The 22,763-nt window shown below is 58.1% G+C and carries 14 protein-coding genes; 5 read left to right on the top strand and 9 right to left on the bottom strand.

Annotated elements, in window-relative coordinates:
• Window positions 1-49: 49 nt before the first annotated feature.
• The gene (locus G442_RS0115585; RefSeq protein WP_026398734.1) at window positions 50-1,651 is read right to left on the bottom strand and encodes a B12-binding domain-containing radical SAM protein; all 1,602 of its coding nucleotides are present in this window, start codon (window positions 1,649-1,651) and stop codon (window positions 50-52) included.
• A gap of 705 nt (window positions 1,652-2,356) precedes the next feature.
• On the opposite strand from G442_RS0115585, the gene G442_RS0115580 reads away from it, so the two are divergent.
• The gene (locus G442_RS0115580; RefSeq protein ID WP_371863419.1) at window positions 2,357-4,792 is read left to right on the top strand and encodes a membrane-bound PQQ-dependent dehydrogenase, glucose/quinate/shikimate family; all 2,436 of its coding nucleotides are present in this window, start codon (window positions 2,357-2,359) and stop codon (window positions 4,790-4,792) included.
• Window positions 4,793-4,876: 84 nt separating this feature from the next.
• Window positions 4,877-5,770 (top strand): transporter, encoded by an 894-nt coding sequence (locus tag G442_RS0115575; RefSeq protein ID WP_026398732.1) that lies wholly within the window; start codon window positions 4,877-4,879, stop codon window positions 5,768-5,770.
• 116 nt (window positions 5,771-5,886) lie between these two features.
• Here G442_RS0115575 and G442_RS0115570 read toward each other — a convergent pair whose 3' ends face one another.
• The 5 genes from G442_RS0115570 to G442_RS0115550 all read right to left on the bottom strand — a co-directional run bounded on the left by G442_RS0115570 (window position 5,887) and on the right by G442_RS0115550 (window position 14,294).
• On the bottom strand, window positions 5,887-8,088 hold the full coding sequence (locus G442_RS0115570; RefSeq protein WP_246789488.1) for a TonB-dependent siderophore receptor: 2,202 nt from the start codon (window positions 8,086-8,088) through the stop codon (window positions 5,887-5,889).
• A 413-nt stretch (window positions 8,089-8,501) separates the two neighbouring features.
• A complete protein-coding gene (gene recJ / locus G442_RS0115565) occupies window positions 8,502-10,331 on the bottom strand; it encodes a single-stranded-DNA-specific exonuclease RecJ (RefSeq protein WP_051292413.1) in 1,830 nt (609 codons plus the stop codon).
• Between the two features lie 40 nt (window positions 10,332-10,371).
• Complete coding sequence (gene glpX, locus G442_RS0115560; protein ID WP_026398729.1) at window positions 10,372-11,370, bottom strand: class II fructose-bisphosphatase; 999 nt, start codon at window positions 11,368-11,370, stop codon at window positions 10,372-10,374.
• 348 nt (window positions 11,371-11,718) lie between these two features.
• Window positions 11,719-13,041: a homoserine dehydrogenase gene (locus tag G442_RS0115555; RefSeq protein ID WP_051292412.1), complete on the bottom strand. Its 1,323-nt coding sequence runs from the start codon at window positions 13,039-13,041 to the stop codon at window positions 11,719-11,721.
• A complete protein-coding gene (locus G442_RS0115550) occupies window positions 13,038-14,294 on the bottom strand; it encodes an LL-diaminopimelate aminotransferase (protein WP_026398727.1) in 1,257 nt (418 codons plus the stop codon). The genes G442_RS0115555 and G442_RS0115550 overlap by 4 nt, the downstream gene beginning before the upstream one ends.
• Window positions 14,295-15,141: 847 nt before the next feature.
• Here G442_RS0115550 and G442_RS0115545 point away from each other — a divergent pair.
• Complete coding sequence (locus G442_RS0115545) at window positions 15,142-16,365, top strand: glycosyltransferase 87 family protein (RefSeq protein WP_154660392.1); 1,224 nt, start codon at window positions 15,142-15,144, stop codon at window positions 16,363-16,365.
• 32 nt (window positions 16,366-16,397) lie between these two features.
• On the opposite strand, the gene G442_RS0115540 is transcribed toward G442_RS0115545, so the two are convergent.
• Window positions 16,398-17,273: a universal stress protein gene (locus G442_RS0115540; RefSeq protein WP_026398725.1), complete on the bottom strand. Its 876-nt coding sequence runs from the start codon at window positions 17,271-17,273 to the stop codon at window positions 16,398-16,400.
• Between the two features lie 203 nt (window positions 17,274-17,476).
• Window positions 17,477-18,088 (bottom strand): pyridoxamine 5'-phosphate oxidase, encoded by a 612-nt coding sequence (gene pdxH / locus G442_RS0115535; RefSeq protein ID WP_035376765.1) that lies wholly within the window; start codon window positions 18,086-18,088, stop codon window positions 17,477-17,479.
• A 196-nt stretch (window positions 18,089-18,284) separates the two neighbouring features.
• Here pdxH and fabI point away from each other — a divergent pair, with 196 nt between their 5' ends.
• Window positions 18,285-19,139 (top strand): enoyl-ACP reductase FabI, encoded by an 855-nt coding sequence (fabI, locus tag G442_RS0115530; protein WP_026398723.1) that lies wholly within the window; start codon window positions 18,285-18,287, stop codon window positions 19,137-19,139.
• A gap of 30 nt (window positions 19,140-19,169) precedes the next feature.
• Window positions 19,170-20,243: a chorismate synthase gene (gene aroC / locus G442_RS0115525; RefSeq protein ID WP_026398722.1), complete on the top strand. Its 1,074-nt coding sequence runs from the start codon at window positions 19,170-19,172 to the stop codon at window positions 20,241-20,243.
• Window positions 20,244-20,364: 121 nt separating this feature from the next.
• Here aroC and G442_RS24055 read toward each other — a convergent pair whose 3' ends face one another.
• Window positions 20,365-22,689 carry a putative bifunctional diguanylate cyclase/phosphodiesterase gene (locus tag G442_RS24055; protein WP_051292411.1) on the bottom strand — a complete coding sequence of 775 codons (2,325 nt, stop codon included), beginning with the start codon at window positions 22,687-22,689 and terminating at the stop codon, window positions 20,365-20,367.
• Window positions 22,690-22,763 lie beyond the last annotated feature (74 nt).

Raw genomic sequence — 22,763 nt, 5'->3', positions numbered from 1 at the left:
CTGCGGCGTTCGAATAAAACTTTCTAAAAGACAAAAATCCACAGTGTGTCTAGGCGAGCTGAAGTCCATCTTCGGCACGCGCCTTCTGAAGTCTTGGTTTTTGCCAGTGCCCCTGCTCGATGTTGAAGATTTCCTGATCGATCTCTCTAACGACCTGCCGAGCAAACGGACCAAGATGCAGGTAGAGCGCACTTGTCATGACTACATATGGCAACGCTTTTGGATTATGCACGGCGCAATCCAAAAGCATGCGCCAGAATTGCCATGCCGTTCCAGGACCGGCACGATGAATACGGAAAAGTAGCCGGATGAAGCTACGAAGATCGCCCTTTATCATTCGATGCGTCCGTTTGCGCTTGAGCATACGACCCAATCGGCGCACACGATCGAAGTAAGCGGTCGGCTCATAGATTGTCCTGAGCACAATCCTGTAGTCATCAAGCACATCCCGACGTGGGCGGCTTGTCTCGAAATTCAGCCCGGCGGTGCACTGGTCGCCGGACTGCGTCTGACCATCGTCCAGAAAGAGACGCCCTTCTGCCAGCAGTCGGCGTGTAAGTTGTGTCGTTGGCAGAGCATAAAGCAAGCCCACCATGCACACGGGGATCGACGTGTCTTCGATACACTCGATCATGCCGGGAGCGACACTACCTTTCTCACTGTCGAAACCTACAATAAAGCCGGCATTGACGAAAATTCCGGCGCCATGAATGGTCTCGATGCTTTGTTGCAGACTTCGGCGGGTGTTCTGCTTTTTTTGCGTCATGACGAGCGTGTCGGTGTCCGGGCTTTCAATACCCACGAACACGGCAAAAAAATTGCAGTCAGCAAGATCGTTGAGTAACTCGGCATCGTCAGCAAGATTGATCGACGCTTCGGTCGAAAACTCGAACGGGAAGCTTTTTTCGCTCTGCCAACGCTTCAGGTCGGGTAGAAATTTTCTAAGCGCTTTCTTGTTGCCGATCAGATTGTCGTCAACAAAATCGACGTGTCCGCGATAACCAAGAGCGTAAAGCGCGTCCAGCTCAGCCATAACCTGTCCGGTCGTCTTGGTGCGCGGCACGCGGCCATATAGTTCAATGATATCGCAGAATTCACAACTGAACGGACATCCCCGTGAGAATTGAATCCCAACATGCAGGTAATGATCCAGATTCAGCAGATCAAAGCGTGGCAGTGGACTTTTCGTGACATCCGTTTTTCCCATGGGCGCTACAAAAACACCCTGCGTGACGCCGTTACGCCAGGCAGAAATGAAATTAACCATGATTTCTTCAGCTTCGCCGAGAACCTGAAAATCAGCAGCTTTATAGATATCCGGGCTTGAGGTGACATCAGGGCCACCGATCACCACGGGCTTACCTTTGGCGCGGCATATGTCGATGATGTGTAGGGCATCGATTCTTTGCGGAAGCATGCCCCCCGTCATCACCATATCAGCCCATGCGAAATCCTCTTCTGTCAGAAGTTCCGTATTGCGGTTGATCAGTCTGACATCCCAGTTATTCGGCAACAGCGCCGCCACGGTTATCAGACCCAGAGGCGCCGCAGGGTAACGCGCGCCAGTCAGGTCACAGGCCTCCTTGTAGTTCCAAAACGAACCTGAATTAAAAAGTGGAAAGACCATGAGGATCTTGCAGCTGTCGGTCATCGGGAATAAATCCTCAGATAAAACAGCTGATTACGATCAAATCGGGAGACTTTCCGATTTTTTCGAAAGTGCGCCGGACCACGGGACGCGGTCTAGTTTAGTTTTAAGGAAGCAACACATTAGGCCACGCTTTTACTGACCGGCGTCGGGTGAGTAAGCTCTGAACTGTGAGGCGTCGATGCAAGACCGTCATATGACCCTTACCAGAAGGGAATGCCTGCTTTTAGCCCAGATATCCTGGAATGGCGATAGCACAGTGTTATTTTCCGTTGTCATGTTGAATTTCTAAAATTGGCCTAAAAAAGAAATAATAAAATACCAATTTCTACATTAGTCATTCTGGTAAAAATATAGCCTATTCAATATCTTGAGTAAAAATAGAAACGTTCGTATTTGTGCGCAGTATAGGCCGCTATTTTCTCGCACGTTGTATCCGCCAGCGGTAAGGCCCCCCGATATGTCCCGATCACGCTGCATTAGCAGATCGAACACCTCCAGAGGCAAACTGTCTCACCTCTGACACACTTTGGTCAACGCAATACAAGTTGCCGTGATCTCGCAGCTTAATCGCTGGCCGGAATTATGTCGGATGTGGCGAGACACTTCTCAGCTTTGGCGGCGGCCGTCAGGTGGGACTAACCCACCGGCGGCGCCGCCATGGAAGAGCTGGGAAAGACGTGAAACATGCAGACAAGAATCTCAAGAATGTTGTCTATAATAACAACGCTTCTTGTCGGAGCCATAGGGCTCTTTCTTTTCTTTGGCGGAGCTCAACTCCTGCTTCTTGGCGGGTCGTGGTTTTACATTGCGGCTGGCGGCGTTTTTCTGGCGGTGGCTGCCACCGGCCTTAAAACGCCCCGCGTAGCACTGCGCATCTATGCGGGGCTGCTGCTTTTCGCGACGCTTTGGTCACTTTTTGAGGTCGGTTTCGACATCTGGGGACTGGAAGTCCGCCTGCTAACGCTGATCGCCGTGGGCGCGTGGCTGCTTCTCCCGTGGGTCTGGAGGCTTTCCAACAACTGGCTTTCCGACAAACGGGAAGTTCTGGGCGCAATGGGGGTCAGCGTAGCCGCGCTGGTCGTCAGCTGCTTTACGTCCTATTCGATCAACGGCTCCGTTCCTTCTGATCGTATGGCCGCGCAGGGGCAGCCGGACACCGGCTCGCCGGAGATGCCTGCTGCGGATTGGCAGGCTTACGGCCGTACTGTTGGCGGCGATCGGTATTCGCCTCTGGATCAGATCACGACGAAGAACGTGTCGCATCTGAAGCGCGCGTGGATTACCCGGACAGGGGACACGCAGCAGACAGGCGAGGGGACGGTCGCCGGGCCGGATCAGGGGCATGAGTTCAATCTGGAACTGACCCCGATCAAGGTCGACAACACGCTGTACATGTGCACGCCCCATAGCCAGGTGATTGCTATGGACGCAGCCACAGGCAAGATAAAATGGAAGTTCGATCCGCATCCTGCGGAAGCCGATCTGGCGAAGAACGTCTATCTCGCCTGCCGTGGCGTTTCCTATTACCGGATTCCGGACGAGATCCAGACCGGTTGCCGCACGCGCATCTACTCGCCGGTTGCGGACGTGCGGATGGTCGCGCTGGATGCGGAAACGGGCAAACCCTGCGACGATTTCGGTGATCATGGATTCATCTCGCTGCGTCAATATCTCGGTCATGTGCCGCATGGTTTTCACTTCGTGACGTCGCCGCCGCTGGTGGCGAAAAACCGCGTGATCACGGGCGGCTGGGTTTTCGATAATCAGGCGAATTTCGAACCGTCCGGCGCAGTGCGCGCGTTTGACGCGACGACGGGCGAGATCGCATGGGTGTGGGACGCAGGGCATAACCCGGAAACGTTCAAGCCCGGCCCGGATGACGTTCTGACGCGCGACACGCCGAACGGGTGGGGCGTTTATACCGCTGATACGAATCTTGGCCTCGTTTATGTTCCTACGGGCAACTCTCCGCCCGACAACTGGGGCGGTTCACGGCGCCCGTTCGACGACGCAACGTCTTCAGCGACCATAGCGCTCGATATCGAAACCGGCGAGCGGCGCTGGACGTATCAGACCGTACATCACGATCTTTGGGATATGGACATTCCCTCCGGGCCGTCGATGGTCGATCTGCCCGACTCCAGCGGCAAGATCGTACCGGCGCTGGTTCAGAGCACCAAGCGGGGCGAGTTCTTTGTTCTTGATCGCCGTACGGGCGTGCCGGTGCCGGGCTACCCGGTGGAAGAGCGTGCAGTTCCGACTGCAGGCGTCGCTGGGGACGACCGCATTTCTCCGACGCAGCCTTTCCCGGCGGCCATGCCGTCGCTGACGCCTCCCGATCTCAAAGAGACGGATATGTGGGGCGCCACGCTGCTTGACCAGATGGTGTGCCGTATCCAGTTCCGGCAGTCGGCCTATGATGGACAGTTCACGCCGCCGCATGTCGGGAAGACCACCATCGTCTATCCGGCGTTCTACGGCATTGTGGACTGGCAGGGGATCACGATTGATCCGCAGCGCAAGATCATGCTGGCGAATGCGAGCTATCTGCCGTTCCGCATCAAGCTGGACCACCGGCGGACTCTGGAAGATCCCGGCGTTCTGCCGAAGTGGACCGGCAACGGTGAGGAACCTACCGCCAAGGGCGACGCGCTTTCAGTCTCTCCGGATTACGGCACGCCCTATATCGCCTACACCAATCCCTGGCTGAACCCGCTGCAGATTCCTTGCAAGGGGCCTGTATGGGGCACGCTCACGGCGATCGATCTGGTCACCAAAAAGATCGTGTGGCAGCACCCGGTTGGAACGACGCGCGACACAGGCCCGTTCCGCACGCACACCAACCTGCCGTTGCCGACCGGGATGTATAATATCGGCGGCAACATCGTCACCAAAGGCGGCGTGGTGTTCATGGGGGCCACGGCGGACGATTATCTCCGTGCGTTCGACCTGAAGACTGGCGAGGTTATCTGGAGTGACCGCCTGCCTGCGGGTGGACAGGCGACGCCGATGTCCTACGAAGTCAACGGCAAGCAGTACGTCCTGATTGCTGCTGGCGGTCACGGCGGTCTGGCCACGAGAAGCGGTGATTACATCATCGCCTATGCTCTGGACGGTCAGCAGGACGCTGAGGCGCACTGATCGGCAACGATCACAGTCTTCGACTTCAACGGAGCGTTCGCAGGGTTAAGCGGACGCTCCCCCTGATCTGACGGAAATAACATCATGCGCGTGACAGAATGGGCGAATGTTCGCCGTCTCTCCGTGTTTTCGCTGCTTGCGGCGGGCTTGACCCTGAGCGTTTGTTCAGGCGCGCGGGCCTCGGACATTACCTTGGGCATTATCGGACCACACGAATACGATTTGCCTGTCGATTTTTCGCCGTTCAACGTGCTGGTTCAGTATGGAGACGGCAATGCCGCGGGCTCGACCTACAATGGACAGGGCGTGCGTCAGGCAAAAGGGGGCAGCCACACTTGGTCCGGGCTGACAAAATACGTCCATTTCCGCAGCTTCGATGCAATTCCGCATGTCGGTTTCGCTTTCGAGGTCATTCAGTCTGAAAGCTACGTGCTCGCCAACGGAACGAATTACGGGGGACTGGGTGGCACCATCGTGGGGCCAGCCGCGTGGTTCAAGCCAAACGCGCACAGCACGTTCGGATTTCAGACCTTCATGCAGACGCCTTCAGGCACACGATATTCGCTCGCGTCACATAACTGGTCGAATATATCGAGTTTTATTTTTGACTATGAATGGAAGCATTTCAGCTTCGACGGAGATGCGGGCGCCGTTACAAGTTCAACGCGTCACGTTCGCGGGCAGGACAGCTATTATCCCGGCGTAGTGTTTTACTCCAACCTGCGGTTCAGCTGGAAGGCGACGAAACTCTTTGAACCGTTTCTGGCGTTTGACTGGCAGAACGTCGCGGGCACGTATAACAACACTCAAAATTCTTACGTAAACGATTCCTACGGCCGGGAGACGGCGCTTGGTCTGGGCGCCATGCTCAATATCTCAAAGCACTACTCTTTTACCGCGAGATATTCGCATTCTGTGGAAGGACGGAATGTCCCGGAAACAAACGCCTACTATATTAAATTTGTGTATCTTTGGTAGCTTGGGCAATTGGCGTAAATCTGCGGAAGAGATGGGAGCGCCTTGCAGGGGGATGTAAGGCGTTCGAGGAAGGCCGCCATCGCCCTTGCGAGGCAGATCCCCGCTTCGGCGCGCCGTTAAAAATTGCGCGTGACGCCGCCCATGATCGTCCTTGGCGTGCCAACGGTGGTTCGAGTTAGTGATGCCGAAGGAAAATATCTTTTGTCAGCAGCGTTTTGCACATTGAGTTGAGCGCTCCACGCCCCCTTTTCGTAGTACAATGCAAGGCTGATGAGGGCGTAAGCCGAAGTTTTATAAGTCCGCCCGTAATAGGGATCTCGCGGCGTGTAGTTATCCGCGGGGCTGGCTCCCTCGACATGCACGCCGCCGCCAAATCCCAGGCCTTTAAGTGCGCCGACAGGCAACGTATATTTTGTCCAGATATTGAAAATATGATGGGGCACGCCAGCAAGCCACAGAGACCCTCCATTGAGCAGAAGCCTGTTATCTTTTGTGATCTTTGTATCCAGATATGTGTAGGCTATTGTCGCATTCCAGTTCGGCCGGATACTCCACTCACCTTCGAGTTCAAATCCCTTGCTGGTCTGCTCTCCCTGCGCGATCGAATACAACGGGTGAGCCGGGTCTGTCGTTGCGACATTGGTTCGTGATAATTGAAATAACGTCGCCATTCCTCGTAAAGAACCGTCGCGGCTTTGTGTTTTTAAACCGAATTCATAATTAGCGCCAATTTGTGGAGGGAGGATATTTTGCCTGTAATCCACAGAGGTCGTCGGGAGAAAGGCGCGTGACCAGTTGAAGTAGAACGCCATCTGGTCGGCAAAATTCCATGTGAAGCCAGCGTGCGGACTAAACGCCGTCGTTGGCGGATTGTTTCCGCCCCGACCGGCGGTCGCACGATCCCACCGAACTCCAAACGTCGCCGCCACATGTTTTCCGAGTCTGAGGTGATCCTGAATGTAAGTTCCGAATTGATCTTGCCGTGCCTTTGATATTTTCGCGACGGGAGGCATATCTGGCACATCGCCATAAACTGGATTTACGAGAGAAAGAGCCGTCGTCGTCGCGTACCCGGTCGTCAAGTTCGTTCCGTTGATCCCGTAATCGACGCCGATCAGCATGTAATGAGAGAGCCACTTGCCTGTGTGGAAGCGAAGATTAATGTTGGTGTCAATTCTTATATCGTGACCGTGGTTGTTGTAGGGGCCGTAATAATATCGGCTGACACTCGATAGATCGGGCGTATAAGAGCCCGCGAACAGCCAGCGATTATAAGTCTGCCGATAGACCATGTAACGAAAACCCTGATGCAGGCCGATCGCGTTGTTGAATCGGTGATCCAGCATGTATCCCAGATGAACGAAGGTCTGCCGCTGCTGAGCAGGGTTGTCGACGTCGTTTATGGAAAAATCTCGGGGCAACGTTCCCCAAGGGGAAGGGAGCACCGTCCCGTAGCCAGGAATGGCTGTATAAGGGTGCCCGCTTGCGCGGCTGTAACGAAACAACATAGTGAAATCGGTATTTTCTGTCGGACGAACCGAAATGGACGGTGCTATATACAGTGTCTCCATATCCGATGCTCGAACAAAATAATCCTGCTTACGATAGAGCGTATTCAGCCGGGCAGTTACAAGGCCGTTTGACGTCAACTTCCGGTTCATGTCCGCGCGCCCCTCATAGTAGGACCATGAGCCGCCCTTGGCGGTGAACGTTTCGAAGTTTCGCGATTCTGGTCGCTTGCTGACCATATTTACCAGTCCGGACAAGGGGCCTTGGCCGAATAGCCCCGATGCTGGTCCCTTTACGACTTCCAGTCGTGACAATCCGACGGTTTCGTTGATTGCAAGGGCATCAATTGTCTTGAGGCCATCCAGATAAGTCATTCCGGATGTGCTGAGGCCGCGCACGCGGATGCTGTCATACAATGCGTAATTATCGGCGTAGGACACGCCCGCCACATTTCGCAACGCATCAGACAGGCGCAAAACATTTTGATCGTCCATAAGTTTTCTGGATACAACGGAAACGATCTGCGGGTTTTCCAGAAAAGGTATAGACATTTTTGATGCGCTGACTGAGACGTTTTGCTGTCTGGCCGTCACGCTTACCAGTTCGGTCCGCCTGGCGTGAAGCTGATGTGTCGTCAGCTTTCCATTTGAGTATTCTGTCGTCCTGCACAAGCGTTTTTCCGAAATTTTTTTTGCTGCGCGTGTTTCCGCCAGCAAGGGAGAAGTCATGACATTTAAGCAGATAATACCGCTAAATGCAGCCGTACAACCGGTATTAAGTATTTTCCGGCTTGTTGAATAATCGCGCATTTTTTGACGCCAGTATGTTGATGCGTCCGCGCTTTATAGCAAGTGCGACTCATTCTCACCAAAAAAGGTACCCACCGCAGTAAAAGACATGCTTTGTCGTATTGAGATACCAATCTGCAATCAAGAATTGTTCGGAAAACTGCATTGGCCATAATCTCAGGAAGATGTGTTGACACGGCGCCTGGCAGTCAGGCCAATCACCCGCACTCTCTGGTTCCTTGCAATACAAGCATCTCTAGAAAATCGAATGATTCGTATGCGAAAAATTTGTTATATTTTATAATAAAATTCGATATTTGAATCTGAAATTCACTACCGATCGGACGTTGGCAAGACCAGACGCTCCGGGTTCGTTCATCCCAAGATATGGATCGTGCGCAGAGGTTGGGCTGCTGGCTCAACAGCAAACGTCATCACCGTGCAAGCGCCGCGTCCTGCACGAAGAACGTCGCCGTCTCCCTCCCATTCCAGGACTCAGCGCGTAACCATCCAGCAACGTGCAAGAGCGGACGGGCGCGATCTTCCAAGGCAGCAGCCACCGCGCTGTCACCGGCGCGGAACAGAAGCGCCTTGACCGCCGAACGTCCTTCTCCCTCAAGCAGAACACGCAGGGTTGCGCCGTCTTTACCTATCCTGTCTGTCCGAACGACCCGCACATGCGTCAGGACCAGCAACGGCTCTTCATTGCCATTGCCAAACGGAGCCAGACGACCAAGGTCCTTGGCGATTTCTGTGTTGGCGCCCGCCGAAGTGATCGCAGCATCGATTTCAAGGACTGTTGTCGCGGGTCTTTGCGCGGCAACAGCGAGGCGCTCGTTGAGAAAAGCATGCAGGGCAGGGATATCTTCCGTCGCCAAGCTGAAACCTGCAGCCATGGCGTGGCCGCCGCCGGTCTTCAGCAACCCTGCCTCGCGCGCAGCAATGACCGCCGACCCGAGGTCAATACCCGGAACGGAGCGGCCGGAACCCTTGACCAGGCCGTCGGCCAGTTCAGCGCCAATCAAAGCCGGACGATTGAATTTTTCCTTGACCCGCCCGGCGACAATACCGACTACGCCGACATGCCACTCCTTGCTGGCGAGCAATATGACAGCGCGCCCTGCCTCGCACTGCGCTTCGGCCTGCTCCATGGCGCGGTCGAGGATCGAGGCCTCAACGTCCTGTCGTTTGCGATTGATCGCGTCCAGCCGCTCGGCGATCCACTGCGCGTCGTCTTTATCCTCGCTTAGCAGAAGCCTCAGACCGAGATCCGCCTCGGCAATACGGCCGCCCGCGTTGATACGCGGCCCCAGCGCGTATCCGCATGAGAACGCCGACGGCGCGCTCTGCACACCCGCGACCCCAAGAAGCGTCGACAGCCCCAACCGCGCTTGTCTGCCCATAATCCGCAACCCCTGCGTGACAAAGGCTCGGTTGAGGCCGGTGAGCGGCATGACGTCGCACACGGTGGCGAGCGCAACCAGATCGAGCTGTCGCATCAAATCCGGCGCCTCGCGGCCATCCGTGAACCAACCGCTTCGCCGCAGATCGCGGATCATCGCGACAGCTGTGACGAACGACAGCCCGGCGGCGCACAGTCCGCCCAGCCCCGAAGCGCATTCCGGGCGGTTCGGATTGATCGTCGCCAGAATCTGCGGCGGCGCGCCTTCGGACTTGTGATGATCTATCACCACGACGTCCGCGCGGCCGTCCAGGCAACTCAGGATATCGCTCGCAGCAGTCCCGCAATCGACGCACACGACGAGACTGGCGCCGCGCTCGACAAGGGAAAGCAGGGCAGGGGCATTCGGCCCGTAACCCTCAGTCATACGATCAGGAATATGGGTGTGAACCACACAACCCAATTCACGCAGCACATCCGCCATCAGCGCGGACGCGCAGGCGCCATCCACGTCGTAGTCTCCAAAAACGCCGACGGTCTCCCCATCGCGCACCGCGCGAGCGAGACGGGCGGCGCCGACGTCCATATCGATCACGCATGACGGATCAGGCATGAGCGCACGCAACGTAGGCTCAAGAAAGTCCGGGGCCGTAGCCAACCCCACGTCGCGCAACGCCATGATACGCCCGACGATCTCGGACGTTCCGTAACGCTGGGCGATCGCCGATCCCAGGCGCGTGACGGCTGGCGCCTCAACGCCGTCGCGCCAGCGCCAGGGACGGCCCGAACAGCTCGCCTCAACGCCGAGAGCTGCAGAATGCTCCACGCGCTCCTCTGACGCCACAACGTCAGCTGTAGGCATCACAGGCTTGTCCGCATGTGAAGAGACGTCATGAGACGAATCAGCGCGTGCCCCAGGTCTTCGTAGCGAAGTTATGATGCCCTTCGACGAAACGGAGCGTGCCGGACTTGGAGCGCATCACCAGTGAATGCGTCGTCGCGTGATCGGCGTGACGACGGATGCCGCGCAGCAGGAAGCCGGACGTCACGCCGGTCGCCGAAAACAGAACGTCGCCCGAGGCGAGGTCCGTCAGGCCTAACTTGCGGTCGGGATTCTTGCCTGGGTTCATGGTTACGGCGCGCTCACGCTGGGCGTCGTCTTCGAACAGAAGCCGAGCCTGCATCTGCCCGTTCATGCAGCGGACCGCAGCGGCGGCGAGAACGCCTTCCGGAGCGCCGCCGGAGCCCGCGTAAATATCGACCGAGCCCTGTGTGAAGCAGGCGTCGATAGCGGCGGCGACGTCTCCGTCGGAAATCAGCTTTACGCGGGCGCCCGCCTCACGCGTCTTCGCGATCAGTTCGGCGTGGCGATCACGATCGAGCGCGCACAGGACGATCTCACCAATGTCTTTGCCGCGCGCTTTGGCGAGGTTGCGGATGTTCTCCCCGATCGACGCATCCAGATCGACGACGCCGTCAGGAAGGCCTGCGCCGACGACGATCTTGTCCATGTAGACGTCCGGGGCGTGAAGAAAATTGCCTTTCTCCGCCAACGCCACGACGGTCAGCGCGTTCGGAAGATCCTTCGCGCAGAGTGTGGTGCCTTCAAGCGGATCGACGGCGATGTCCATGGCCGGGCCGCCGGCGCCGACTTTCTCGCCGATATAGAGCATCGGCGCTTCGTCCATTTCGCCTTCGCCAATCACGACCGTGCCATCGATAGCGACCGTGTCGAACGCTGTCCGCATGGCCTCGACGGCTGCGCCATCAGCTTCATTCTTGTCGCCGCGACCGGTCCAGTGCGAGGAAGCTAGGGCCGCGGCTTCGGTCACGCGCACCAGTTCGAGCGCGAGATTGCGGTCCGAGACGATAAAACTTCCCTTGCGCGTGTCAGCCGACATTCTTCGTTCTCCGAGATGATGTTCCGATTGCGTGGCATGTCGCGCCGCAGGTTGCAAACGCAGGCGCTTCGCCCGGGGCGGCTCTCAACTCGCCCGAGGACGTATGGCCGGATCGTGACTCGGACAGGCGAGTCTCGTCGAGAGTTAGTTGAGGGAGCCCCGATATCCGCCGTTACGACGCATATCGGTCTTTTTTGGGGCGCAGCGTCTTTGGGGCGCAGCGTCACAAAGACATGCGAAATGACGCCGATCCCGAAAATCCGGCTAAGGTCCGGCCGCAGGACTCTGCAAATGAGTCGCGCAAAAAATACTCCGAACCCCCGCCTTTTCAGGGGCGGTAGACGCAACTCAGATGGTTTCGATACGGATCAGGATCGGAGTGTCCGACACCACCGGGAGGGCGGCGATACGTGTTGTTGCGTCCTGCATCCCAGCTTCACGCGTCGGATGAGTCACCAGAATCAGAGGAACGTCGGCGCCAGCCTCCGCAGCCGGGTGCTGCACCATGCTGTTGAGCGACACGCCGCAGTCTCGAAGGATGGCGGTGATGTCTGCGAGCACGCCCGCACGATCAGCGACGCTAAGGCGCAGGTAGAACGCCCCTTCGCGCTCCGAAATCGGACGGCTACGAACCGGCTCCAGTTCCGCCGCGCTCACACCCCACACCGGAGCGGGCTTGCCGCGCGCAAGATCAATCAGGTCCGCCGCCACAGCGCTCGCCGTCGGTCCGGCGCCGGCGCCGCGGCCTTCCACCATCAGCCGCCCAACGAACGCGCCCTCGGCGATCACCGCGTTGAACACGCCGTCCACCTGCGCGATGGGCGAGGTGTGCGGCACGAGGCACGGCGACACACGTGCCTCGATTCCACGTTCGGCCTGCCGGGCCAGGCCCAGCAATTTGATCCGATAACCAAGAGCCTTCGCCGCACTCAGGTCCAGTGCTCCGATCTGTCGGATGCCTTCGACGTGGACGCTGTCGAACTGAACCGGGCGTCCGAACGCGAGGGAGGCGAGGATCGCCAGCTTGTGCGCGGCGTCCACGCCATCGACGTCGGTCGAGGGGTCGGCCTCTGCGTAACCCAGCGCCTGAGCCTCGGCCAGCACGTCAGCGAAATCGCGCCCCGTCTCGCGCATCGCGGTGAGAATATAGTTGCAGGTGCCGTTCAGGATGCCGCCGATCCGCAGCAGCCGGTCAGCCGCCAACCCTTCGCGCACCGTCTTGATGGCTGGAATGCCGCCTGCGACCGCCGCTTCGTAGAGCAGGGGCGTGGACTGCTTTTCGCTGAGAAGACCGAGAGCCTCCCCGTGAACCGCGACAAGAGCCTTGTTCGCGGTGACGACCGGCTTGCTATTGGCGAGCGCCGCCTCGACCAGTTCGCGGGCTTTGCCTTCTGCGCCGCCGATCAGTTCGACCACCACGTCAACGTCCGGGTCGGTCGCTAGTCCCGCCGCATCGTCGTACCAACGGCATGAACCAAGATCTACGCCCCGGTCGCGCGTGCGATCGCGCGCCGCCACCGCCGTAATGACGATTGGCCGTCCGGCGCGGGCGGTGATCAGATCGGCGTTGTCACGCAGAAGAAGGGCGAGGCCGGCGCCGACGGTTCCAAGACCGGCGACGCCAAGGCGCAGCGGCTGCCCGGCGGCGGACAGAAAGGCTCCAGACGTCACGATGCGGTGTTCTCCTCAAAAGCGGACGGCTCGGCTGGCTGGGCGCTGGCTGGGGCGCCGGATTTAGGGGCGATACCATGGGCGGACAGAAAACCGCGAATGGCGCGGGTCGCCTGACGCAGGCGTTGCGTGTTTTCGACCAGGCCGATCCGTACGAATCCTTCGCCATACTCACCGAAGCCCAACCCCGGGGCGACCGCGACGCCCGCTTCCTGCAGCAGCAGCTTGGAGAACGCCACACTGCCCATGTCGCGGAATTTTTCCGGGATTGGCGCCCAGGCGAACATTGACCCTTCGGGCGAGGGGACTTCCCATCCGGCGGCGTGCAGACCACGCAACAGCACGTCGCGGCGCTCCTTATAGAGCGCGCGGATTTCCGCCACGCAGTCCTGCGGACCGCTGAGAGCGGCGACGGCCGCCACCTGGATCGGGGTGAACGCGCCGTAGTCGAGATACGACTTGATTCGTGTCAGCGCGCTGACCAGGCGGGGATTGCCTGCGGCGAAGCCCATACGCCAGCCCGCCATCGAATAGGTCTTCGAGAGCGAGGTAAATTCGACAGCGATGTCCTTTGCGCCGGGGACGGCGAGGATCGACGGCGGCACAAGATCGCCGAAATAAATTTCTGAGTAGGCGAGATCGGAGAGGATAAAGATTTCTTCTCGCCGGGCGAACGCGACGAGTTCCTTGTAGAAATCAAGATCCGCGAGGAACGCCGTTGGGTTCGACGGAAAGTTGACGATCAGGGCGGTCGGTTTCGGAACCGAATGACGAACCGCCCGGTCGAGCGCGCGCAGCATGTCCTCGCCCGGATAGGCAGGGATGGAGCGGACCGACGCGCCTGCGATGATGAAGCCGAACTGATGAATCGGGTAGGACGGATTCGGAACGAGGATTGTGTCGCCCGGGCTGGTGATCGCAGCAGCGAGGTTTGCGAGGCCTTCCTTCGAGCCGAGCGTCGCAATGACCTCGGTCTCCGGGTCCAGCTTCACGTCGAAGCGGCGCTCGTAATAGCCAGCCAGCGCCTTACGAAGGCCGGGGATGCCACGGCTGACCGAATAGCGGTGTGAGCGTGGGTCGGCCACCGTCTCGATCAGCTTCTTGACAATGTGCGGCGGGGTCGGGCTGTCGGGATTGCCCATGCCAAGATCGATGATGTCCTCGCCCCGGGCCCTGGCGGCGGCCTTGGCCTTGTTGACCTCCGCGAAAACGTAAGGAGGAAGGCGACGGATGCGATGGAACTCTTCGGTCATGGCCGGTCTGTCCTGAGGGCTATAGCTGCCCTTTCTGTTGCCGTCCGGGCTACGTGCCGTTCTGGCGGGACCGAGACGTATAGGAAGCCCCGACAGGGCAGGCAAGGCGCAGGCGCACGCAGCAACCCCAACGGAACAATTTTATGCCGTGTATGCGCCGTGCCGGATCTCGGAAACGTTTCCCTGAAACAACGGCAAGACTGCTCGGGCGCCACATACCGTATGAACCTGCGTGTCCATGCCGAAGCGGCCTCACGGTTACGCCTGGATGCAACGCGAGCCGTTCAGCAATGAAAAATTCCCGAGAGAAAAAAACTCGTTCTGTGGGGTGTTGGGTGGGCGATCAGACGAGCGTCGGTCTATAGAAGCGCGTGGTGGCGTCACGACGGATATCCGTCGTGACGAAAAAATCCAACGGAAACTCGCTTTACAAATGCGGCGGAACGTGGCGCTCATCGTCAGATCATGGAGTGTATGAATGCGCGTAAAATTCCGCCGTCAAGCATTATTTATCGTATCAATGTGGGCCGCGTTTTTCATTTCACTAATAATTGTTTCATTCCGTGGAAAACAGGATATCAATTACGACCAGATTAACTACCATTATTACGTTTCCTATGCTCTTATGCACTGGCGTTACTGGCAAGATATCGCGCCTGCACAGATAGTGCACACCTATCTCAATCCCCTCGTTTACGTCCCGTGGTACGCGGCGACGACACTTGTCGGCCCTAAATTCGCTACGGTCTTACAATGCGCCCTCCAGTCGACGGCGATCTTCCCGTTGATAGGCGTGGTCCGAATTCTATTCCCGGGAACGAACGCGTCACGCCCCTTAGCCCGAATATTGACGATCCTGCTCGCTTTGGCGTCGCCCATGCTTTGGTCTGAAGCCGGAACATCATTCGCCGACGCAGCGCTGGCTACGCCAATTCTTGCGTCCCTGTATTTCTCCCTGAAGTGGCTCCGTTTCGGAGACGTACGAAACCTGATTTTGTCTGGCCTGTCCCTCGGGGTAGCTGCGGGACTCAAACTGACCTGCGGGATTTACGAACCCGGGCTTCTTCTGATCGGCGCAAAGCCCTTCGTTCGTGGGCGCATGCCCTTCCGAACGCTTGCGGCACAGCCGATGGCGTTTATGACGGGACTGATCGCTTCATCGGGCTGGCTGTTCGTCTTGTGCTCCCTGAAGTTCGGAAATCCTGTTTTTCCTTACTTTAACAGCATTTTTTACGCCACAGAGGGCGCAAGCCGATCATATCGTGACACTGCGTATGTGCCTCACTCCCTATTGACCGCCCTGTCATTTCCGTTTCGCTGGGCGCGAGGCGGGTCTATTACGTCCGAACTGTTTTTCCGCGATATTCGCCCTCTCATCGCTCTCGCGCTGATCTGTGCTCTGGCCGTCCGCATTATCGCGTCGCGACTACCGGTCCGGCGTCGGCAGAGCGAAAATATCGAGCCACCCGACCTCCTTATCAATGTGATCGCATTCTTCCTGATTTCGTTGGCGGTCTGGATGGGCGCATTTTCCATACAGCGTTATTTCCTGCCGGGAGAAATCATCTCAGGCGTCATAATCGGCGCCTGCCTGGACCGACTGCTCTCCCCGCGATTTTCCGTTGTGCTGCTCATTGTGATTGAGGTGGGATCATTCGCCAGCCTACGCACCTCTGACTGGGGACACACGAACTGGCTGCGGACCACATATGACGTGACCATTCCAACGCAATTTCAGGATACGACCATGGTTTTCATCGCGGGCGAACCATTTGCGTTTGTCGGTGCGTTCTTCTCGCCTGCGGCGACGTTGGTTGGCATGACAGATTGGGACAACCGCGACCCGTCCCAGAATTCTCCGTTCACACGGCAAATCAGAGCAGGGCTGGCGGCGGCGGGGGCAAAGCCCGCCGTTGTCTCCGCCGGGCCGCCGTCTCGGACCGCGCTGTCAGTTCTGTCCGCCTATGGACTTGAACTGACCCAGCAATGCGAAAAACTGGGTGGCGTGCACCGTGACGCGCAACTACAGATTTGTGCGCTCTCGAAAGGCGACGCCTCTACAGCGCGGTAAATTACCGCGCCTGAGGATGCAACGACGACAGATCAGCGGCTCATCAGAACCGGCAACGTCGCATGCTCCAGCACATGACGGGTCACGCCGCCGAGAATGAGCTGGCGCAACCGCGAATGGGAATATGCGCCCATGGCGAGCATATCGGCTTCGAAGTCCTTGCACGCCGCAAGGAGCCCCTTGCCCACATCCCGCTCGACGGGCGCGAACTCCACCCGATCGGCCGTGATATTGTGCATCGACAAGTAATCGACGACCTCCCGCGCTTCCGGGCCACGTCGCTGATAGTCCCCGCAATGCAGCACGCGCACGCGCTCCGCGGTGCTCGCCCATGCGATTACACCACGTAAAGCCGAGGCGGCTTCGGCCGTGCCGTTCCATGCGATGCACACGCGCTTGACCATGTGCGCCATTGGTTCGCGCGGAGCGATGACGGCAGGGCGGCCGCTATCGAACAGCACTGCGTGAAGCGCTTCGGACGAAGACACCTCGTCCCCGCTGTCCGGGTGAGCGACCAGCGTGAAATCTGACAGCCGCGCGTGGAACGGAACGATCTCGCTTTCCGATCCCTTGATGACGTTGAAGCTGACGCTCGCCTCATCCTGCGGGAATGGAATACGCGGCGGAACGACGGCGATGCCTGCATGAGCGGCGAAGGTCTCGAAAACCTCCTGCACTTCGCGTGTGCGCCTCGCGCCCTCGCGCTCCGCCGCCGACATCAGATCCTCGACCATTCCGCCGGTCAGCCCTTCGCCCGCCAGAGGCGCGATGTCGCGCCCGTCGGGACGCACATGCAGCACGGCCAGATGCGCCTTGAATCGCCGTGCGAAATTGCGCCCGATTATCAGCGCAGCGTCCGCATTTCGCACGCTGCTCAGAGGGAGAAGAATTTTGCTGACCTGTTTCATGGCGACCTCTCGCTTGGCGCGGATGTTCGAATGGCCAGTCATCGCCGCGCAAGGGCGGCGGTTCCCGGAACACAAGGAAGGACCAGAGAGCTGCGCCCGGCATGATTGAAGAGCGCGTCCGATTGCCTCCTGTCGGGCGAGTATACGGCTTTTCGCTCCCTAAACGCCATGCCGGAGACGTCGTTGCGTGGAAACGCGTAGTCTCAGGGGTAAAGGCGGGTGACGCTCCACCCGGCGTCCGACGCAACCCATATCGCGCGATCATGCAGCCGAAATGGGCGATCCTGCCAGAATTCAAATCGGTCCGGGGTCAAGCGAAAACCCGACCAGTTGGCCGGACGGGGCACAGGCTGGCCTTCGTATTTCTTCTCGACGGCGTGGATGCGCTCTTCAAAAATCGAGCGATCGGGAAGGGGCCGGGACTGGTCGGAGGCGATCGCGCCGATCTGCGACATACGTCGGCGGCTGGCGAAATAGGCGTCGGCCTCTTCCGTGCTGACGGGTGAGATCGAGCCTTCGATACGAATCTGTCGCCTTAGAGTCTTCCAATGAAACAGCAGCGCGGCGAAAGGCGTCGCAGTCAGTTCAGCCGCCTTTCGGCTTTCAAGATTCGTGTAGAAAGTGAAACCGGAGCGATCAACGCCCTTAAGGAGAATGATCCGCGCGTCCGGCCGGCCATCCGCAGTAACCGTGGCCAGCGTCATGGCGTTCGGATCGTTCGGTTCCGACGCTTCAGCGTCCGTCATCCAGAGCGCGAAAAAGTCGAATGGATCGGCGTCGAGGTCGATAAGGGGAGACGCGTCGCTCTGTGTCATCACTAAGGGGCCTCGTGTTGTCGGGGTGTCTCGCATCATCGCGCGGATGTCATGCTCTCACGCGTTCAAACACATCTTCCATCGTGTTTTCGTGCAGGGCGGAGATGCGTTCGCGTTTCTCGACTTGTTCCCAAGCCTATGTTGTGCAACGACCCGTCCGGTTTTGTCACCTCCTTAGCTGAACGGGGAGCCTCTCATGTCAGACGCCGCAGATACATCGTCGGTTGAAGAAGGCCCGGTAAAGGGCGACCTGATGCGCGGCAAACGCGGCGTCGTCATGGGTGTCGCCAACGACCGCTCCATCGCCTGGGCCATCGCCGCCGCCGTCGCCGCGCAGGGAGGCGAGATCGCCTTCACGTATCAGGGCGAGGCTCTGGGCAAGCGCGTGCGCCCGCTTGCGGAAAGCATCGGCGCGACGCTGGTGCTGCCCTGCGACGTCAGCGACGACGCCGCCATCGACGAGACTTTCTCGCTCATCGAGAAGGAGTGGGGAAAGATCGACTTCGTAGTCCACGCTATTGGTTGGGCTGACAAGCAATTCCTGCGCGGTCGTTATCTCGACACGCCCCGCGACGCATTCCTGACGGCGCTCGATATCTCCTGCTACTCTTTCACGGCTGTCGCGCGTCGCGCCGCTGCGATGATGAATCCCGGTGGTTCGCTTTTGACGCTGTCGTATCTCGGCGCCGAGCGCGTGATGCCGCATTATAACGTGATGGGCGTCGCCAAGGCGGCTCTTGAGGCGTCAGTGCGCTACATGGCGGCTGATCTCGGCGCCGACGGCATTCGCGTAAACGCAATTTCCGCTGGTCCGATCAAGACGCTGGCCGCGAGCGGCATCGGCGATTTCCGCTATATTTTGAAGTGGAATCAGTACAACGCGCCGCTTGAGCGCAATGTGTCGTTGAGCGAAGTCGGCGGCGCCGGTCTTTACATGCTGTCAGCACTCTCCGGCGGCGTGACGGGCGAAGTCCATCATGTCGATTCAGGTTATCACATCGTTGGCATGAAAAACCCGAAAGCGCCCGATATTTCGGTCGTCGGCGAATAACGCGGCGGGCGCGGCGAGGGCAGGGACGATATGTCGCATAACAGCTTCGGCCATCTTTTTCGTGTGACCACTTGGGGCGAAAGTCACGGTCCTTCGATTGGCTGTGTCGTGGACGGCTGCCCACCGCGTCTCGCCCTGAGCGAAGCCGACATCCAACCATTCCTCGACCGCCGTCGCCCCGGGCAGTCCGTCTTCACCACGCAGCGTCGCGAACCCGACGAAGTGCGTATCTGCTCCGGCGTGTTCGAGGGCGTGACGACCGGGACGCCCATATCGCTGATCATCGAGAACACTGACCAACGATCGAAAGACTATGGCGAGATAGCCAACACTTACCGCCCCGGTCACGCCGATGTCGTCTACGACATAAAATATGGCGTAAGGGACTATCGTGGCGGCGGCCGATCGTCCGCCCGAGAGACGGCCATGCGGGTAGCGGCGGGCGCCATAGCGCGTCGCGTCCTGGGCGGCGGCGTCGTAATCCGCGCTGCGCTGGTGCAAATAGGCGAACATGCGATCGACCGTTCCCGTTGGGACTGGGATGAAGTGAACCGTAACCCGTTCTTTGCTCCGGACGCGGCCATTGTCCCGGTCTGGGAACAATATTTATCCGCCATTCGCAAGGCTGGTTCCTCCGTTGGCGCGACCATAGAGGTCGTCGTGGAGGGCGCCCCCGCCGGGCTCGGGGCGCCGATCTATGGCAAGCTGGACGCCGACATCGCAGCGGCGCTGATGAGCATCAACGCCGTCAAGGGCGTCGAGATCGGAGACGGTTTCGCCGTCGCAGGATACACTGGCCCGCAAAATGCTGACGCCATGCGCATGCACGGCAATCGCATCGTATTCGAGAGCAATCACGCGGGCGGAATTCTCGGCGGCATATCGACTGGGCAGCCGATTGTCGCACGCTTCGCCGTGAAACCCACCAGTTCCATGCTTACGCCCGTGCCGTCCGTAAACCGGCAGGGCGAAGAGGTCGACGTGGTGACCAAGGGCCGGCATGACCCTTGCGTAGGCATTCGTGCGGCGCCCGTGGGAGAAGCTATGATGGCCTGCGTGCTGGCGGACCACCTGCTCCGGCATCGAGCGCAGAACGGAGCTTAAGCCCGACTTTTCCCATCCATATCACCACGATAGGTCCAGCTTGGCGGTGGCCTGCCTATCAGGCGCGGTGACGGGCTTTTTCCTGACATGATGAAGCTGGGGGCCTGCCTCCGAAAGAGGCTTACGCGCTCCGGGCGCCTGTTTCAAAAAAATGAAGCGGGCTAAATCTCGACTTCTCAGCGATGAGGGCGGTCTCTTCGCCGGAAATTGCCGGGCTGAACAAATAACCCTGCACCTGGGTGCAGCCGTAACGCCTCAGTGCGTCGAGTTGGCTTCTAGTCTCAACCCCCTCTGCCGTGACGACAACGCCGAGCTCGGAAGCAAGCTCTATAACAGAACGCACGATAGCGGCCGACCGCCTGTCGTGATTCATATCTCGAATGAAGCCCATATCAAGTTTCAGCTTATAGAAATCGAACTCCTTGAGAAATCCAAGCGATGAATATCCGCGCCCGAAATCGTCGAGCGCGAGTTTGATTCCCAGATCAGAAAGGCCGTGCAACACACCGGCGCAGGTGCTGTTGACGTCCATGAAGATGCTCTCCGTCACTTCCAGCTCGAGCCTCGCAGGTGGCAATCCGGTTTTTTTCAGGATTGTCCGTAAGGTGAGGAGGAAATCCGGGGCTTGAAGCTGCCCTACGGAAACGTTTACCGCGACCGTCAGATCCGTCGGCCATGAAACCGCCGTCCTGCATGCCTGCTCAAGCAGATAGTTGCCAAGTTCGCAGATCAAACCGGTTTCTTCAGCCAGCAGAATGAAGCGATCCGGGGGCACAAAACTGCCATCGGGCTGCGGCCAACGAGCCAGAGCTTCAAAGCCGACAAGAGTTAGGGTCCTGGCGTCGATCAGTGGTTGGTAAGCGAGAACTATTTCCCGATTGGTAACGGCTTCACGGAACTGCCCCAGAAGCACGCGACGCTGCTCAATCTGCCCGCTCATTGAGCTCTCAAAGCAAGACCACGTATTTTTACCGGCTCGTTTGGCGTTGTACATAGCAAGATCGGCTGCATCTAGTATCGACTCGATGCTGTCACCACTTACAGGCGCCAGAGCCAAGCCTACGCTTACATGCACGACCACGTCCTGATCGGACAGTTTTACAGGTTCCAAAAATAGATCAACGATGTCCTGCGCGGCGTGGATCGCTTCAGGCGGATTTATGTCCTGCAGGAGTAGGGCAAATTCGTCGCCGCCAAATCGTGCAACAAACGCGCCATCCCCACCCACACGCGCAAGTCGAGCTGCCGCAACCCTAAGTACGGCGTCTCCAGCATTGTGGCCTAACCTGTCATTCACCCGCTTAAATTCATCCAGGTCGACAAGATAGAACGCAAAGGTCCGTCCGGTGCGCCCAAGATCGCTCAGCGCATTGCGCAAGGCCTCATTCAACGCATGGCGATTAGGTATGCCCGTCACGGCGTCATTGCGCGCCTGATGCGCTTCTTCGAATCGCTCCGTAAATGTGTCTGTCACATCATAAGCCAGGCCACGAAATCCGCAGTAATCCTGATGATCGTCGAACATTGGGCGGCCTGTAAATGACCACAAAGAAACCGTATCATTTACTTTCAGTGGCACAACAATATCGCGGAATGAAATTGATTCATTTAAACAATTCACCATATGCGTGAAATCGACAATTTTTTTTGAAATTGGGCCACGGATATCATTCGTAGAATTTATGTATTTTTCTTTTAAAGTATTAAGGAAATTGTGAGGCATTTCTAACGAAGGCTTCCAGTCAAAAATATGCGCCAAATCTGGAGACAGAAATGAAATCACTCCATTTCTGTCAGTTTCCCACAAGCTCCAGATTTCGCCAGCGTCGCTTCGTCCGGAAAGCAACTGCAACGTTGAACGCTGCTCCTGCGTCTCAAGGCGATAAAGAGTGATTTTGTCGAGAAGGCGTCTTACCTGCACCGTAACAGAGCCGATAAACAGCCCGTATATTACAAGACATCCAAACAGCGCGAACCAATCCCTGCCGCCAAGTGAAAGAAGCGTATAGGCGGACGCGGTCCCAAGCGGGATCGTCAGGCACTCGGCCATTCCTGCAATAGGCACAAACGCCAACGCCGTAGCGATAAGGCCCGCACACGTGCATGCGACAATAACTTGTTGATGCGGGGGGGCTGGAGGAAAGAGCGTAAGAGGCATCGTCGCCCACATGACGCCAAGACACAGCCCCAAACTGACGAAGACTAGCCGCATAAGACGTACATTTTTGTAACGACGACGTCTTGATAGGTATCTGCCGACGACCAGCGATACTAGAATCTGGAGGAAGGCAACCAGCTCAACGCCGCCGAACAGGAAAGTTCGATACGCGTCGGAGCCCGTGCCTGACGTTCCGAACAGCAACATGCCCACGACGAGAGCGCTGGTCAGACTACCCCATGGAGTAAGATCACACGCATAACGGATACGCTGAAGATCAAGCTCCACTCTGTAACGAGAAGGAGACGACTTGAAGCTAGAAAGAGAAAACCAGCGCTCGATGAAACCACGGAAGAAAATTT

The organism is Acetobacter nitrogenifigens DSM 23921 = NBRC 105050 (assembly GCF_000429165.1).
Classification (GTDB): Bacteria; Pseudomonadota; Alphaproteobacteria; order Acetobacterales; family Acetobacteraceae; genus Acetobacter; species Acetobacter nitrogenifigens.
The sequence above is the reverse complement of the archived record's forward strand: the minus strand, read 5'-3'. Positions and strand labels throughout refer to the sequence as shown.